This window comes from Rhizobium sp. CB3090, assembly GCF_029714285.1.
Taxonomy (GTDB): Bacteria; Pseudomonadota; Alphaproteobacteria; order Rhizobiales; family Rhizobiaceae; genus Rhizobium.
On record NZ_CP121662.1, the window covers coordinates 1,740,386 to 1,755,106 of the forward strand.

At 58.1% G+C, this 14,721-nt stretch carries 13 protein-coding genes and 1 riboswitch; of the genes, 8 read left to right on the forward strand and 5 right to left on the reverse strand.

Annotated features, from left to right (window positions below; genetic code table 11):
- Nucleotides 1-3: 3 nt before the first annotated feature.
- Nucleotides 4-531, reverse strand: a complete 528-nt coding sequence (gene cobU / locus QA646_RS08455; protein ID WP_283058624.1) for a bifunctional adenosylcobinamide kinase/adenosylcobinamide-phosphate guanylyltransferase — start codon at nucleotides 529-531, stop codon at nucleotides 4-6.
- 103 nt (nucleotides 532-634) lie between these two features.
- Nucleotides 635-1,034, reverse strand: a riboswitch (cobalamin riboswitch).
- 181 nt (nucleotides 1,035-1,215) lie between these two features.
- Here cobU and QA646_RS08460 point away from each other — a divergent pair.
- Both QA646_RS08460 and QA646_RS08465 read left to right on the forward strand, forming a co-directional pair.
- Nucleotides 1,216-3,012 (forward strand): chloride channel protein, encoded by a 1,797-nt coding sequence (locus tag QA646_RS08460; protein ID WP_283058625.1) that lies wholly within the window; start codon nucleotides 1,216-1,218, stop codon nucleotides 3,010-3,012.
- A gap of 150 nt (nucleotides 3,013-3,162) precedes the next feature.
- Nucleotides 3,163-3,501, forward strand: a complete 339-nt coding sequence (locus tag QA646_RS08465) for a hypothetical protein (RefSeq protein ID WP_283058626.1) — start codon at nucleotides 3,163-3,165, stop codon at nucleotides 3,499-3,501.
- A gap of 555 nt (nucleotides 3,502-4,056) precedes the next feature.
- On the opposite strand, the gene QA646_RS08470 is transcribed toward QA646_RS08465, so the two are convergent.
- Nucleotides 4,057-5,117 (reverse strand): IS630 family transposase gene (locus QA646_RS08470; RefSeq protein ID WP_283055739.1). Its coding sequence is split into 2 segments (ribosomal slippage): nucleotides 4,057-4,625 and nucleotides 4,625-5,117, totalling 1,062 coding nucleotides; the frame shifts between segments, so codons are not numbered across the junction.
- A gap of 204 nt (nucleotides 5,118-5,321) precedes the next feature.
- Here QA646_RS08470 and QA646_RS08475 point away from each other — a divergent pair.
- Nucleotides 5,322-5,627, forward strand: a complete 306-nt coding sequence (locus QA646_RS08475; RefSeq protein ID WP_283058627.1) for a hypothetical protein — start codon at nucleotides 5,322-5,324, stop codon at nucleotides 5,625-5,627.
- 13 nt (nucleotides 5,628-5,640) lie between these two features.
- Here QA646_RS08475 and QA646_RS08480 read toward each other — a convergent pair whose 3' ends face one another.
- Nucleotides 5,641-7,095, reverse strand: coding sequence for a cobyric acid synthase (locus QA646_RS08480; RefSeq protein ID WP_283058628.1), 1,455 nt, complete (start codon nucleotides 7,093-7,095; stop codon nucleotides 5,641-5,643).
- 163 nt (nucleotides 7,096-7,258) lie between these two features.
- On the opposite strand from QA646_RS08480, the gene QA646_RS08485 reads away from it, so the two are divergent.
- The 4 genes from QA646_RS08485 (at nucleotide 7,259) to QA646_RS08500 (ending at nucleotide 11,495) form a co-directional block, all read left to right on the forward strand.
- Nucleotides 7,259-7,474 (forward strand): hypothetical protein, encoded by a 216-nt coding sequence (locus QA646_RS08485; protein WP_283058629.1) that lies wholly within the window; start codon nucleotides 7,259-7,261, stop codon nucleotides 7,472-7,474.
- A gap of 833 nt (nucleotides 7,475-8,307) precedes the next feature.
- Nucleotides 8,308-9,306, forward strand: a complete 999-nt coding sequence (locus QA646_RS08490) for an ABC transporter substrate-binding protein (RefSeq protein ID WP_283058630.1) — start codon at nucleotides 8,308-8,310, stop codon at nucleotides 9,304-9,306.
- 232 nt (nucleotides 9,307-9,538) lie between these two features.
- The gene (locus QA646_RS08495) at nucleotides 9,539-10,450 is read left to right on the forward strand and encodes a proline/glycine betaine ABC transporter permease (protein ID WP_283058631.1); all 912 of its coding nucleotides are present in this window, start codon (nucleotides 9,539-9,541) and stop codon (nucleotides 10,448-10,450) included.
- Complete coding sequence (locus tag QA646_RS08500) at nucleotides 10,443-11,495, forward strand: glycine betaine/L-proline ABC transporter ATP-binding protein (RefSeq protein ID WP_283058632.1); 1,053 nt, start codon at nucleotides 10,443-10,445, stop codon at nucleotides 11,493-11,495. Before QA646_RS08495 ends, QA646_RS08500 begins: the two co-directional genes overlap by 8 nt.
- Before the next feature lie 150 nt (nucleotides 11,496-11,645).
- Here the strand turns inward: QA646_RS08500 and aac(6') are convergent, their stop codons facing one another.
- Complete coding sequence (aac(6'), locus tag QA646_RS08505) at nucleotides 11,646-12,098, reverse strand: aminoglycoside 6'-N-acetyltransferase (protein WP_283058633.1); 453 nt, start codon at nucleotides 12,096-12,098, stop codon at nucleotides 11,646-11,648.
- Nucleotides 12,099-12,340: 242 nt separating this feature from the next.
- On the opposite strand from aac(6'), the gene bmt reads away from it, so the two are divergent.
- Entirely contained in the window at nucleotides 12,341-13,354 is a 1,014-nt protein-coding gene (gene bmt / locus QA646_RS08510) for a betaine--homocysteine S-methyltransferase (protein ID WP_283058634.1), read from the forward strand.
- Nucleotides 13,355-13,459: 105 nt separating this feature from the next.
- On the opposite strand, the gene glf is transcribed toward bmt, so the two are convergent.
- Nucleotides 13,460-14,635: a UDP-galactopyranose mutase gene (gene glf / locus QA646_RS08515; RefSeq protein ID WP_283058635.1), complete on the reverse strand. Its 1,176-nt coding sequence runs from the start codon at nucleotides 14,633-14,635 to the stop codon at nucleotides 13,460-13,462.
- Nucleotides 14,636-14,721 lie beyond the last annotated feature (86 nt).

Genomic DNA, 14,721 nt, shown 5'->3' on the forward strand with positions numbered 1-14,721 from the left:
GGATCAACCCTTCATTTTCAGCGGCAATCCCGCCGCGATAAAATAGACTTCGGCGCTCGTCGCCGCGATCATCTGGTGCAATCGGCCAGCATGATCGCGAAACTCGCGCGCCATACGGTTCTCGGGCACGATGCCAAGCCCGACCTCATTAGAAACGAGGAAAAGGCGCGACCTGGCGCCCGGTAGAAATTCGGTGAGAGCGGAAAATTCCGCCGGAATGTTGCGCTCGGCCATCATCAGATTGGTGACCCAGAGCGTCAGGCAATCAACGAGAACAGCGCGGTCTTCGCCGTCGATCGCCGCCAGCCGGGCCGTCAGATCGAGCGGCTCCTCATGCGTCGTCCAGAGGAGATCGCCCCGATCAGCGCGATGCTGTGCGATGCGATCACGCATTTCATCGTCCCAAGCCTGGCCCGTCGCGACATAATGGCGAGCAAGGCTAGTGTCCGAGACCAGCGATTCGGCGAATCGGGATTTGCCGGAGCGTGCGCCGCCGAGAACGAAAACGGCGTGGGACGATGGGGATGTCATGAACTATCCCCGTTCCGAAAACAGGCGCCTGCACGCCAAGAACTTATTTCGCGCCATGACAACCTCCGTGCTGGCAGCCGAGACTTCCGTCTCTGGGGTGGGCCTTGCGCCCGGCACGTATGGCAGGTCTCCTGGCTCGCGGATGAGGCGCAATAAGCGGGGGCGGACCGAAACCGGTCGCCCTCGATCCTGCACCAGCGGATCTTTCTCGCCTTCCCGGCATACATCATGAAAAGACGGACGATTCGTAGATTTAGAGGCGTCCAGCCCTGGTTGATCATGACGCCACGCCAGTGGCTTTTCCGGCTCTAAGCTGCTCTCGCCCGCCCGCACCATGCGGACCGTCAGCGAAATACGCCCGGAACCGAATGAAAGACCCTGACCGCTCTACAGTCGCGGGGTCGGCTGTGATGAGAGCGCCCGAATTGGGTCCGCCCCTTCACATTCCCTTTTCATCCCATGCGGCAGATCGCCGCTCAGGAACCATTCGTTATGCCGCAATGATTAGGCTTTCGGCCTCGGCAAGTCAATCAAGGCGGATCGGTACGACATTGGCTGTCCCAATGGCGAAATATCGCATAAAAATCGCAGCCTGCGCTGCTTTTTTTGCCGTATTTCTTTGATGTTAGGAGTTTATAGAAGCCAAGCATATAGCTTTGAGCGCAAAACTGTCGTCTGTTCCCGATGTTGCAGAAATTCCAACCGCGCCGCCTCGGCGTCATCTCGGCTCTATTCGATCTCGGTCGCTTCAGGGCATTGCTGCGTCGTGGCGAACTGGGACTTGTTTTCGCCGGCGCGCTGGCGGGAATAGCCTCCGGTTGCGCCGTGACGGCGATGAGCTTCATCTCACGCAAACTTCACAGCGTTATCTATGGCATAACCGACTATGAGCGCCTCAGTTCTGCGGCGGTGGCGATACCCGATAAGTCGGTGCTGCTGATCGCGCCCATAGCCGGCGGCATCATCCTTGGCATCCTGCTCTATGTATTGTCACGCACGCGCAAGAAGCCGATGGTCGACCCGATCGAAGCCAATGCGCTGCACGGCGGCCGCATGTCGCTCACCGACAGTATCCTCGTCGCGGTGCAGAACCTCATCTCGAACGGATTCGGCGCTTCGGTCGGGCTTGAGGCGGGCTACACGCAGCTTGCCGCCGGCATCGCGTCGAAATTCGGTTACAAGATGCAGATGCGCCGTGCGGACCTGCGCATGCTCGTCGGCTGCGGCGCTGCCGGGGCCATCGCCGCCGCATTCAACGCGCCGCTGACCGGTGCCTTCTACGCCTTCGAGCTTATCATCGGCAGCTATTCCATCCTCACGCTGACACCTGTCGTCGTCTCAGCGCTGATATCGACGATGATCGCAAGACTGCTCGCCGGCGACGACTTCGCCATCGACATCGATCATTTCGGCGCGATCGTCCCTGCCGACTATCTTCCGGCCATCCTGCTCGGTGCCTTCTGTGCCGGTATAGGCATCCTGATCATGCAAGGCGTCGCATGGGTTGAAGAATTTGCACGCAAGAGCTCCATCGCGCCTCCATTCCGCCCCGCGCTCGGCGGCGTCGTTGTCGGCCTGTTGGCGCTGATCTCGCCGCAGATTCTGTCCGCCGGCCACGGCGCACTGCATCTCAACCTGTCGACGAATGTGACCCTTGGCGCACTGACCGGGCTTTTCGTCCTGAAATCATTGGCCTCTGCCGTGTCGATCGGTTCAGGCTTCAGGGGCGGCTTGTTCTTCGCCTCTCTGTTCATGGGCGGGCTGCTTGGCAAGATTTTCGCTTACTGCGGTCCCTATTTCGATCACGCAACGCTGACGCCGGCCGTCTACGCCGTGGTCGGCATGAGTTCGCTTGCCGTCGCCATCATCGGCGGCCCCTTGACCATGACCTTCCTGGCGCTGGAGATCACCGGCGACTTTCCGATCACCGCCCTGGTACTCGCTGCAGTCATCACCTCGTCCCTGGTCGTGCGCACCACCTTCGGCTACTCCTTTGCCACATGGCGCTTCCATCTGCGCGGCGAAAGCATTCGCAGCGCCCATGACGTCGGCTGGATCCGCAACCTGACGGTTAACCGTATGATGCGTCCGGACGTGCACACGGCACCCGTCGACATGAGCATTGAGGAGTTTCGCCACCGTTTTCCGATCGGCTCGGCGCAGCGCGTCATTCTTATCGACAAGGACGAGAAATATGCCGGCATGGTGCTGATGCCCGACATCTATGCGAGCCCGGTCGAGAAGGACGATGAAGAACACGGCCTTGCGGACTTCATCCGCCATCGCAACGACTTCCTGCAGCCGCAGATGAATGCCAAGCAGGCCGCAGCCCTGTTTGACCAGACCGAAAGCGAAGCGCTGGTGGTAGTCAACGACCTGATCGAGCGCAAGGTCATCGGCCTGCTCACCGAAAGCTATACGCTGCGCCGCTACAGCGAAGAACTCGACCGCCGCCGCCGCGAGGTCTCGGGCGAGCTTTAAGTCCACCTGTAAACTCGCGCAGCTCTCCGAACGAGATGTTGGTTACACCGACGCCGTGCGGAATCCTGCCGCGAGAGCTTTGCAGCCATATCATACTATCTTGCTGCCGTGGTGCCCTTGAAAACTCCTCGCCTGTTGGTATGATTTTACATGGAATCCACTCTTGTTGCTCAAGTCCTTGCCTGGACTACACTCGGCTTGATACTGCTCGGCACAGTCGTTCCTGTTGGCTTGAAGCAACACATCGTTGCAGCAGCGAATATCAAGAGCGTTTTTCTTTTTGCATTCATGGGCCTGTTGTTTGTGGTGGCCTATCCTACCGACCGTCGAGTCATTGCATTGCTATGCATTCTGATGGCCACGGCAAGCGAATCACTGTTGTTGATCTTACCTGATCGACAGATTCGAATTGAAAGAATGGTAATAAAAATACTCGGCGTGTCTCTCGGCGTGCTTATTGGTGGAATACTAATGGTAATTGCGAATTAGACGTCCATAATGCTTTCAAATCGAAGTACTCGACCACACGCTACATCCCGTCCAACTTAAAGCCCCTCCTCCGGTAAATTCATAAGTGTTGGGAAGTATATCTGTAGCAATAGCCTGGCGCACTTTTTGCCGCCCCGGTAGCCGGCCGCGGGGTTTCTAATCGTGAAAACATCGGTTAGATGTATGCTCTGTGGGCGCTTTGATAGATCCGATGGTGATTTCAGTAGTAGTGCTTGGCGTCGCACTGGCGGGTGATATTTCCTTTGATCGTCCTCAGCCGACATTTATTGCGGAGCGGATTTCCGATTGCAGCCATATAGTCGAGCGGGTTCTGTCGAAGACAAAAGGCCGCCTCCTGTCAATGAGACCGCATGAAGACCGTTGCACCGTAACAGTGCTTGTTCCACGCGATGGCGCACGCCCCGAAAAGATCGTGGTCCGGGAGCAGTACTCCGACGACGTGGGTGAGGATAACGAGTAGCCCGGCATCAGGTTTTCTCGGGTCAGTATCGCCGGAAAACTCGCGCGTCAGGTTTTTATACCAACGCTCAATGATTAGAACTCATCGGCCCATTTTCTGTGGCCGATTGACATGACGCGCCAAGGCTGGCGTTGGAGCTTGTGCCAAGCATCGCAGCAGTGATCGACGATGTCCTCGTAAGATTTGAAGACGCGGTTGGAGAGCCAGTTTTCGCGCATGAACTGCCAGAGGTTTTCAACCGGGTTGAGTTCGGGCGACTTTGGCGGCAGCGGCAAGATGGTGACGTTTTCGGGCACGGTGAGATTGTTGGACATGTGCCAGCCCGCCTGATCCATGATGAGGATAGCGTGGGCGTCTTCGGCGACATGGCGGGAGATTTCCATCAGATGCTGGTTCATGGCATAGGTGTCGCACCACGGCATGACGAGTGCGGCGGCCTTGCCGAGCTTCGGGCAAATCGCACCGAAGATATAGGCCGATCTCGTGCGCTGGTCGTGCGGCGCTGAGGGCCGTGTTCCGCGCTTGGCCCAGCGACGGGTGATCTTGTTCTTCTGGCCGATGCGGGCTTCGTCCTGGAACCAGATTTCTATTCGTTTTCCTTTAGCGGCTCCGGCAGCGATTTCCGCCACTGCGGCGGGGAAGTTTTTTTAAATTCCTCGATCGCTTGCGGGTCTTGTGCATGGTGCTTGGGACGTGCGGTGAGTTTGCGATAGCCCATGGCATTCAACTCGCGCCCCAGCGTCTGGCGGCTCACCAAGACACGATGCTCCTGCCAAAGCCATTGCACCAGATCAACGAGCCTCCAGCGCACGACGCCATCGAGATAGGGAACAGGACCTTTCTCGACCGCCTCGGCAAGCGCCTTGCGCTGCTTGTCATCGAGCAAGGGCTCCCGCCCCGTCGCCTTGCCTGTCTTCAGACCATCAGGACCGTGCAGATTGAAACGCTCAACCCAATCGCGGATGATCTGCAAACCCACCCCGCCAATCGACGCCGCCTGGCTCCGCGAACCGCCCTCGTAAATGACCGACAAGGCAAGCAACCGGCGGGACCAATCTGCATCCCGGCTCTGCCTCGCCAGCCGACGCAATTCATCAGCCGTATAGTCCTCGCGGATCTTCAGTGCTGTTCCCATGGCGAAATCTCCTTCCGCCATGTTGAATCATGATTTGACCAAAAACGGAATCCGTTGAGTCAACATCATTGAGCCTCGGTATTACATCCCAGATGCCAGGCGGCCCATTCCTCAAAAATTGATCTGCGACGCAACTGCTTATTTCAAGGCGGTCGGCTCCGGTCTAAGATATCATTTTGAGGGATTGAAAGAGACGGCGCAGAAATGGGTACTGTCGTGCAATTCAGACTTAAGAAGACAGATGGTCGTCCCGATTGCGCACGGCTCGAAGAGGAGTTGACGTTTTCCTTGCCTCGAACATCGACACCGTTCAGTGCAAGACCTCTTCCCATCGTCGATGATCAGTCCATGGCGCGAAAAGTTGACCATGACGCGAAATTCCCTTCTGCCGGAATTGCCATCATAGCCTGCGCCATTATCGCATCAGTATTCATCGCATTTCATTTGGCTGGACAGAGCCATTATTCGGCGCGCGCCAATCTGTTGCCACCTGTATTTGCCGTGAATTGATCAAAGCTCAAATCTACTGCACCAGGCTATCGAGCCACGCAGGGTCGAGGACAGCTTCCAGCTCTGTCGCGACCTCGTCCAGAGCGGCCTCGACGCCGGCGCGGTAGTCCGTCCGCTCGCCGGTCAGGCCGAAGCTTGCCAGCAGCTTTGCCCGATAAGCATCGCTGGTGAAAAGCCCGTGCAGATAGGTGCCCATGATCAAGCCATCGCTGGAGAGCGCGCCATCGGGCCGGCCGTCGATCATGGTCGAGGGCCGGTCGCAATCGACGCCGCGCGTCACGCCGAGATGGATCTCATAGCCCGAGAGCGGCGCGTCGTATTCTCTGGAAAAAGCTACGCTGTTGCGCAGGGTCTTTTCCGGCGCCATCTCGGTCTCGACATCCAGCAGGCCGAGCCCCGGCGTCGCCGTTACCGATCCCTCTATGCCGAGCGGATCGTGCACCATGCGGCCGAGCATCTGGTAGCCGCCGCAAATGCCGATGACGCGGCCGCCACGGCGGACATGATCAGCTATATCCCGATCCCAGCCCTGCGCCCGCAGGTCCATGAGATCGCCGATGGTCGACTTCGAGCCTGGCAGGACCACGAGCCCCGCATCCGCGGGCAACCGCTCACCGGAGCGAACGAAGACCAGATCGACATCCGGCTCGGCGCGCAGCGGATCCAGATCGTCGAAATTGGCGATGCGCGACAGGACCGGCACGGCGACCTTCAATGCGCCGTCAGAGCCTCGCGCAAGCCGTTCCAACACGACCGAATCCTCCGCCGGCAACCGGCCTGCTGCCTTCAGCCAGGGCACGACGCCGTAACAGGGCCAGCCGGTAAAGCCTCCGATGGCATCCACACCTTCGCCGAACAGCGAGATATCGCCGCGAAACTTGTTGATCAGATAGCCGCGGATCATCCGCCGGTCTTCCTCGGGCAGGATATGATGGGTGCCCACCAGCGACGCGATCACGCCACCCCGGTCGATATCGCCGACCAGCACGACGGGGACATTGGCGCGGGTGGCAAAACCCATATTGGCGATATCGCCCTGCCTGAGGTTGATCTCGGCCGGCGAACCGGCACCCTCGACGATCACCAGATCGGTTCCGGCGCGCATAGTCGCAAAGCTTTCCAGGACAGCGCCGAGCAGTTGCGGTTTGAGCGCTTGATAATCCCGGCCCTTCGCCTGTCCCCAGACCTTGCCCTGGACGATGATCTGGCTGCCGGTTTCCGATTGCGGCTTCAACAGCACCGGATTCATATGCACCGACGACGGCACGCGCGCGGCCAACGATTGCAGCCACTGCGCCCGGCCGATCTCGCCGCCGTCTTCGGCCACCGCAGCGTTGTTCGACATGTTCTGAGGCTTGAACGGACGCACCCGGACGCCCCTGTTGGCAAACAGCCGGCAGAGTCCGGCGACCAATACCGTTTTTCCGACATCGGAGCCGGTCCCCTGCAGCATGATTGCCTTCGTCATCCCTCATTGCTCCGATATGGCACTACGCCTGAAAACCTTGGATTTTGCCTTGAATCCGCCGCGAAGATTAACAGCGAAACGCCGGGTATCTGAGGCAAAAACGCACCACTCCCAAAAATGCTCTATTTGCGACAACGCATGACGACTTCATCCATTGTTCCCGATGCCGAAGAGGATTATCTCCATCGCCAATTCGAACAACGAAAGCCGGTCGATCCGGCACGAGGAAACCCCGATGCTCTTCATCTTCAAAAACAAGAATTCCATTCAGATCGCCTGGAACTCCAAGCTGCCGTCGCGCCGCCCCGACAATCGCCTGCAGCAGCTCGATACCCGCTTCGGCCTGATTGGCCTCATCCGCACCTATAGCGCCGGCTGATTGGCCGTCAAGGCAGCCAGCCCGCCACACATCAAGCCGCCATGCGACCGCATAGGCGGCTTTGTTGTTTCCGCCATTCAAATGCGTGCAAATGATCGCATTCGTCCGCTTACGAGCGACATCTTATATCGATTCCAGCAAATTCCGTTAGCTGAAGCCCAAAACGCGAAAACCGCGCGATCTCGGGGATCGACGCGGTTTGCCAAAAACGCCGGCTCGCTTGCATCTCACACTGCAAGGCTCGCTTCCTCCGGTACGCACTACCTGATCCGGAGAGGCAGGAATGTCCCCCGCCGCGTTCTGATTGATAGCCGGACATCGTTACTGGAGGGTTATTAAGGGCTTAAATAAGAGTGAATCCGGAAATTTTTCGAATTTTTTTCGGCTTGTCTCAAGGAGCCTGAAAAGGCGCGAATGGAATAAAAAAGGTCTTTGCCGGACGCGGATTTCAGCGATCATCAATCTTCACCAGCTTACAGCGCGTGATCCTGCATCTTCCATGCCCATTTTACAGCCATGCATAGCAGAAAATAGGCTAAAGCAAGCGCTTATATAAGCTTTTCGACAAGGTGTGGTAAGTCCATAGAACCGGCTGCAGGTTGATTTCTTCCTTCAAACCCTTAGGCTGCATCCTGTCGATGCAAAAAGCGCGGCTGCGAGAGGTTCCGTAGCCGCATAAAGAGAAAACGCACGGCAGCAAAACAGGGGACCGGGCAGACGTCGTCAGCGGCGGGTGAACGGTGTGGTGCGACCACGCTGACGGGGATCGGCAAGGCATCCTATCTGCTGGTGTCGATTCCGGTAACTTAACAAGAACTGGGAGACATTATCCAATGAAGAAGCTCATCGCTTCCGCCATCTTCGCATTTGGTGCCTATGCCTTGGCTGGCTCGGCACAGGCTGCGGAATGCGGCGACGTATCGATCGCCGAAATGAACTGGGCATCCGCCGGCGTCGCCGCACAGGTCGATAAGATCATCCTGCAGAACGGCTATGGCTGCAACGTGACGCTGGTCACCGGCGATACGCAGCCAACATTCGCTTCCATGGACGAAAAGGGCGAGCCCGACGTCGCGCCCGAACTCTGGGTCAATGCCGTGCGCACCGCGCTCGACAAGGCCGTTTCCGAGGGCCGCCTGATCGAGGCAGCCCCCCTGCTCAGCGACGGCGGCGTCGAAGGCTGGTGGATTCCGAAATTTCTCGCCGACGCTCACCCGGATATCAAGACCGTTCAGGACGCGCTGAAGCATCCAGAGCTTTTCCCCGCTCCGGAGGATTCTTCGAAGGGCGCGGTCTACAATTGCCCATCGGGCTGGAACTGCCAGATTTCCACGGCCAACCTCTATAAGGCGCTCGGCGCCGAGAAGCTCGGCTTCACGCTGGTGGACACGGGTTCGGCTGCCGGGCTCGACGGCTCGATTGCCAATGCCTTCGAAAAGAAGATTGGCTGGCTCGGCTACTATTGGGCTCCGACCGCCATCCTCGGCAAATACGACATGGTTCGCCTGAGCTTCAACGTGCCGCATGACAAGAAGGAATGGGACGCGTGCACCTCGCAGCAGGATTGCGCCAATCCGAAAGTCAATTCCTATCCGATTTCTGACGTCTATACCGTCGTAACCAAGTCTTTCGCCTCCAAGGCGAGCGTTGCCATGGACTACGTCAAGACGCGCAAATGGGACAACGGCACGGTCGGCAAGGTTCTGGCCTGGATGACCGAAAATCAGGGTACGAACGAAGACGGCGCAAAATACTTCCTGAAGACCTACCCCGACATGTGGACCAAGTGGGTTTCTCCGGACGTAGCCGCCAAGGTCAAGGCCTCACTTTGATATGAGGCGACGGAACTGACGGCGGGCAAGCCGCCAGTTCCGCATTCGCAGCCGCTGTCTTGACGCCCATACCGACGAAGCACCGCGGCCTTAGGTCGCAACAAGCGAAGAATGGCGCCTGCAAATGGTTTAAAACAAAGCAGCCTGACGAACCGGTCGCAGTGCTGCCTACCAGCCACGCGTGAGGGCCACACGCATAGTCTGGCAAAAACCGGACAAAAAGGGGAAATTCATGGCTATTCAATGCAGTTTTTTGCCGGATGTTCTGTGTAATTTTCCGGCGATCGACGACAGCCTCATTCGCGCCGCGCGCAAGAACATCGATGATGGCTTCAGGGGAATAGTGCGTGCCTACGGCAATGTCATCGACGCCGTGGTTCAGCCGCTGCAATGGTTTCTGAACTATCTGGAATGGCTTTTCACCAATACGCCCTGGTTCATCATACTCCTCGTCATGATGGCCGTCGTCTATGCCGCCAGCCGCAATCTCAAGATCGTAGCCGGTACCGCCATTTCCATGATCCTGATTGGTGTCTGCGGCCTGTGGGGCGATACGATGGTGACGCTCGCCATGGTGACCGTCTGCACCCTCATCGCCATCGTCATCGGCCTCCCGATCGGCATACTGATGGCGCGTTCCGACCGGCTGCAATCGATCATCAATCCCATTCTCGACGTGATGCAGACGATGCCGAGCTTCGTCTATCTCATTCCCGTCGTCGTGATTTTCGGCATCGGCAAAGTCCCTGGCCTTATCGCCGTTGTGATTTATGCCATTCCGCCGATGATCCGGCTCACCAATCTCGGCATCCGCCTCGTTGACAAGGAAGTGCTGGAGGCGGCCGACGCCTTCGGCTCGTCGCATAGCCAGAAGCTGTTCAATGTGCAGATCCCGCTGGCGCTGCCCACCATCATGGCCGGCATCAATCAGACCATCATGATGTCGCTCGCCATGGTCGTCGTCGCCTCGATGGTCGGCGTCGGTGGGCTCGGCAAGAACACGCTGCAGGCGATCAACAACCAGTTCTTTACTGTCGGTTTCCTCAACGGCTTCGCCCTGGTCGCGATCGCCATTATTTTCGACCGCACGAGCCAGGCCTATGGCAGACGGCTCCAGAAGCACTCGGAGGTCATCCATGGCTAGTCACGCGATCCAGATCAAAAATCTCTACAAGATCTTCGGCCAGCGCGGGCGCGACTATGTTGATGCCGTGAAAAACGGCATCGGCAAGGCCGAGCTCAACGAGACGCATGGCCATGTCCTCGGCCTGCAGGATATCAACATCGACATGCCGGCCGGCGCCATCACTGTGGTCATGGGTCTATCGGGTTCAGGCAAGTCGACACTGATCCGCCACATCAACAGGCTCATCGAGCCGACCGCCGGCGAAGTGCTGTATGACGGGGTCGATATCTGCAATATGGGCGAAAACGCGCTGCGCGAGTTTCGTCGCCACAAGACGGCGATGGTGTTCCAGAAATTCGCTCTGCTGCCACACCGTACGGTGATGGAAAACACCGTCTACGGCCTGGACATCCAGGGCGTGGCCCGGACCGAAAGCCAGAAGAAAGGCCGATACTGGATCGAGCGTGTCGGCCTGAAGGGGTTCGAGAACCACTATCCGAACCAGCTTTCCGGCGGCATGCAGCAGCGCGTCGGCCTTGCGCGCGCGCTCACCAACGATGCCGATATTCTGCTGATGGACGAGGCCTATTCGGCGCTCGACCCGTTGATCCGGGTCGACATGCAGACCGTGCTTCTCGATCTGCAAAAGGAGTTGAAGAAAACCGTCGTCTTCATCACCCACGATCTCGACGAAGCACTGCGTCTCGGCGATAAAATTGCCATCCTGCGCGACGGCAAGGTCGTGCAGCAGGGCAGCGGCCAGGAAATCGTGTTGAAACCCGCCGACGACTACATCACCGCCTTCGTCAAGGAAGTGAACCGCGGCCGCGTCATTCAGGCTCAGACGATCATGAAGCCGATTGCCGGCGAGCCGCACGGAATGCGCATATCCGGCGACATGACGCTGGAAATCGCGGCAAAACAGATGACCGACGGCGGACAGACCGCTGCCGTCATCACCGATGCCGCCGGCCGGCCGATCGGCGCGATCGACCTGCAAGGTATCATTGCCGCAATGGTGACGCCGACGACGCATGAAACGGCGGAGATGGCGGCCGCCTAAAACACACCCCACCGCAATACAGAAAGCGCCCTGCCCGCCACCCCCTAACTGAAATGTGGAATGCTTTCTGTAACAAATATCTGTCGCGAAACCCCAACTTTTGCGAGTGAGTTTCGCGACAATCCATCCTCATAAATAGGCGACACCGGCCTACAGTGGCTTTCGGAAGAACACGACGCGCTGTGTCTCCTCAAATCCTAAAGCCGTATGGAGCGCATGGCTGGTTGAATTCTCAAGCAGCGCGTCTGAGCCAAACTCAACACACCCAAGCGACTTCCCCCAATCGGCAACGGCATTGCAAAGCGATCGAACGATACCCTTTCGCCTGTCAACGGGCCGGACATAAATCCCTTCGAGGAATAGAACGGGCGAGCTGCTGCATCCATTTACATAATCATGTCGCAAACTGGCTTCAGCAAAACCGACAGCTTCGTTCGCAGCATTTCGAGCGATGAACGCGATGGCTTCTCCACTTTCTGAAAGAAACGCGCGGCCCAACTCAGCGCGATGATCTTCAAGAGAGTGATGTGGCCATAGCGCAACGCGAAGCTGCGCCCATGGTTCAACATCTTTTATAGTCCCAATCTCAATAATCAATTCCATATTGCAGTTCCCTTCTTGTCGCAAAAACACCAAGCGACAGGTGAGTGCGCAGAATGTTTCACGAAGATTCGGCGCCAGTATCTGGTTGAATTCCACATTTCGGTTAGGGGTTGACCCACCCTACCCTGGGCGCTTTTTTTCTTTTATCGAGCAACCTCTGCCTTTATGCGGGATTGTACTCATATAAAGAAATGTTTATATCTGCATTTCAATCCGGTTTATCTGACATTTGAGGAGACGCCATGACCGTCACAGCCAATCCCTTGACCGATCTTCTTGCCGAAAAGGGCGTGCTGCTCGCTGATGGCGCGACCGGTACCAATCTTTTCGCCATGGGCCTGGAGGCCGGCGAAGCGCCGGAACTCTGGATCGAACAGCATCCCGATCGCATCATCAAGCTGCATCAGGATTTCGTCGATGCCGGCGCCGACATCATTCTCACCAACACCTTCGGCGGCACCCGCCACCGGCTGAAGCTGCACCACGCGCAGGACCGCGTTCACAGCTTGAACAAGCAAGCTGCCGAGATTGCCCGCGCCGTCGCCGACAAGGCTGGCCGCAAAGTGATTGTCGCCGGCTCCGTCGGCCCGACCGGCGAATTGCTGATGCCGCTTGGCGCGCTGACCTATGAGGACGCTGTTGCCGCTTTCGCCGAGCAGATCGAAGGCCTGAAAGCCGGCGGCGTCGATGTCGCCTGGATCGAGACCATGTCGTCGCCGGAAGAAATCCGCGCTGCCGCGGAAGCCGCCGTCAAGGTTGGCCTGCCCTACACCTATACCGGTTCCTTCGATACCGCCGGCAAGACGATGATGGGCCTGCATCCGAGAGACATTCACGGTGTTGCCAAGGATGTCGGCGAAGGTCCGCTTGCCGTTGGCGCCAATTGCGGCGTCGGCGCATCGGATATCCTCTCGAGCCTGCTCGACATGACTGATGCCGATCCGGCTTCGATCGTGATCGTCAAGGGCAACTGTGGCATTCCGGAATATCGCGGTGCCGAGATTCATTATTCCGGCACGCCGCCGCTGATGGCCGACTACGCCCGCCTTGCCCGCGACGCCGGCGCCAAGATCATCGGCGGCTGCTGCGGCACCTCCTGCGGCCACCTCGCCGCCATGCGCGAAGCGCTCGACACTTACACGCCTGGCCCGCGCCCGACGCTGGAAACGATCATCGATCGGATCGGCCCGCTGCGCAACAAGACTGCCAATGAAGGCGGGGCCGCTCCGGTGCGCGAGCGCCGTCGCCGAGGATAAAAGCAATCGGGCGGGATGTCCTTTGAATGGTCATCCCGCCCACATCTCGAATGACGGCATCGTCCGAAGACGATGCGCATCCCGATCTTCCGACCTCAGCAAAGCTTATTTCTCACCACCAATGGCTTGTCCCTCGGTGAAATGCGGCACGACGCGGCTCTCGAACGCCTTCAGGGCCGCACCGATTGCCTGGTGCATGTCGAGATATCGGTAGGTACCGAGCCGTCCTCCGAAATGGACGTTGACTTCCGCTTCCGCGCGCGCCCGATACCGCAGGAAGACATCCTTGTCCTGCCGGGTGTCGATCGGATAATAGGGCTCGTCCTTCCGCTGCGCTGAGCGCGAATATTCCCTTACGATGACGGTCTTTTCGCTCTGATAGCTTCTTTCGGGATTGAAGTGGCGGAACTCCAGGATGCGCGTATAGGGGACCGCCTCGTCGGCATAGTTCATGACGGCCATGCCCTGGAAATCGCCGGTATTGATGGTCTCCTTTTCGAAATCGATCGTGCGCCAGCCCAATTCCCCTTCCGAATAGTCGAAATACCGATCGATCGGACCCGTATAGATAATCGGCAGGCCCGGCGGCAGCGAGGATTTCAGCGAAAAGAAATCGACGCCGAGGGCGATATTGATCTTGGGGTGCTTCAGCATCCGCTCGAAGATCGCCGTATATCCGTCGACCGGCAAACCCTCATATTTGTCATTAAAATATCGGTTATCGAACGTGTAGCGGACGGGGAGCCGGGTGATGATATGCTCGGGCAGATCGCGGGGGTCTGTCTGCCACTGCTTTGCGGTATAGCCGCGGATGAACGCCTCGTATAAGGGCCGGCCGATCAGGGAAATCGCCTTTTCTTCCAGGTTGGCTGGATTGCGCCCGGCCATCTCGGCAGCCTGGTCCGCGATCAGCGTCCGCGCTTCCGCCGGAGAAAGACGCCGGTTGAAAAACTGCGAGATAGTGCCGAGATTGATCGGCATCGAATAGACCTGATCCCGATAGGTCGAATAGACCCGGTGCTTGTAGTCGGTAAATCCCGTGAACCTGTTCAGATAGGTCCAGACCGTTTCGTTCGGCGTGTGGAAAAGATGCGCGCCATAACGGTGGACCTCAATTCCGGTCTCCCCGTCGAATTCGCTATAGGCATTGCCGCCGATATGACTGCGGCGATCGATCAGCAGGACATTCTTTTGCAGTTCGTTTGCAACCCGCTCGGCAATCGTCGCGCCATAAAAACCTGCGCCGACGATCAGCAGGTCAACGTTGGAAAAATCGATCATGAAACTTTCAGGTCCTCGGGATTGGGAGAGTGATCAGCTTGCTGGCCTGGCAGTGCCTACGACATGGGGCCATGCAAGCAGGCCCA

What these genes read in the sequence shown, in the direction of transcription:
- bmt (WP_283058634.1), top strand. Translation starts at nt 12,341, where the DNA reads ATGACCGTCACAGCCAATCCCTTGACCGATCTTCTTGCCGAAAAGGGC.
- QA646_RS08485 (WP_283058629.1), top strand. Translation starts at nt 7,259, where the DNA reads ATGCCGAAGAGGATTATCTCCATCGCCAATTCGAACAACGAAAGCCGG.
- QA646_RS08500 (WP_283058632.1), top strand. Translation starts at nt 10,443, where the DNA reads ATGGCTAGTCACGCGATCCAGATCAAAAATCTCTACAAGATCTTCGGC.
- QA646_RS08475 (WP_283058627.1), top strand. Translation starts at nt 5,322, where the DNA reads ATGGGTACTGTCGTGCAATTCAGACTTAAGAAGACAGATGGTCGTCCC.
- QA646_RS08460 (WP_283058625.1), top strand. Translation starts at nt 1,216, where the DNA reads ATGTTGCAGAAATTCCAACCGCGCCGCCTCGGCGTCATCTCGGCTCTA.
- QA646_RS08495 (WP_283058631.1), top strand. Translation starts at nt 9,539, where the DNA reads ATGGCTATTCAATGCAGTTTTTTGCCGGATGTTCTGTGTAATTTTCCG.
- glf (WP_283058635.1), bottom strand. Translation starts at nt 14,635, where the DNA reads ATGATCGATTTTTCCAACGTTGACCTGCTGATCGTCGGCGCAGGTTTT.
- QA646_RS08465 (WP_283058626.1), top strand. Translation starts at nt 3,163, where the DNA reads ATGGAATCCACTCTTGTTGCTCAAGTCCTTGCCTGGACTACACTCGGC.
- cobU (WP_283058624.1), bottom strand. Translation starts at nt 531, where the DNA reads ATGACATCCCCATCGTCCCACGCCGTTTTCGTTCTCGGCGGCGCACGC.
- QA646_RS08490 (WP_283058630.1), top strand. Translation starts at nt 8,308, where the DNA reads ATGAAGAAGCTCATCGCTTCCGCCATCTTCGCATTTGGTGCCTATGCC.
- QA646_RS08480 (WP_283058628.1), bottom strand. Translation starts at nt 7,095, where the DNA reads ATGACGAAGGCAATCATGCTGCAGGGGACCGGCTCCGATGTCGGAAAA.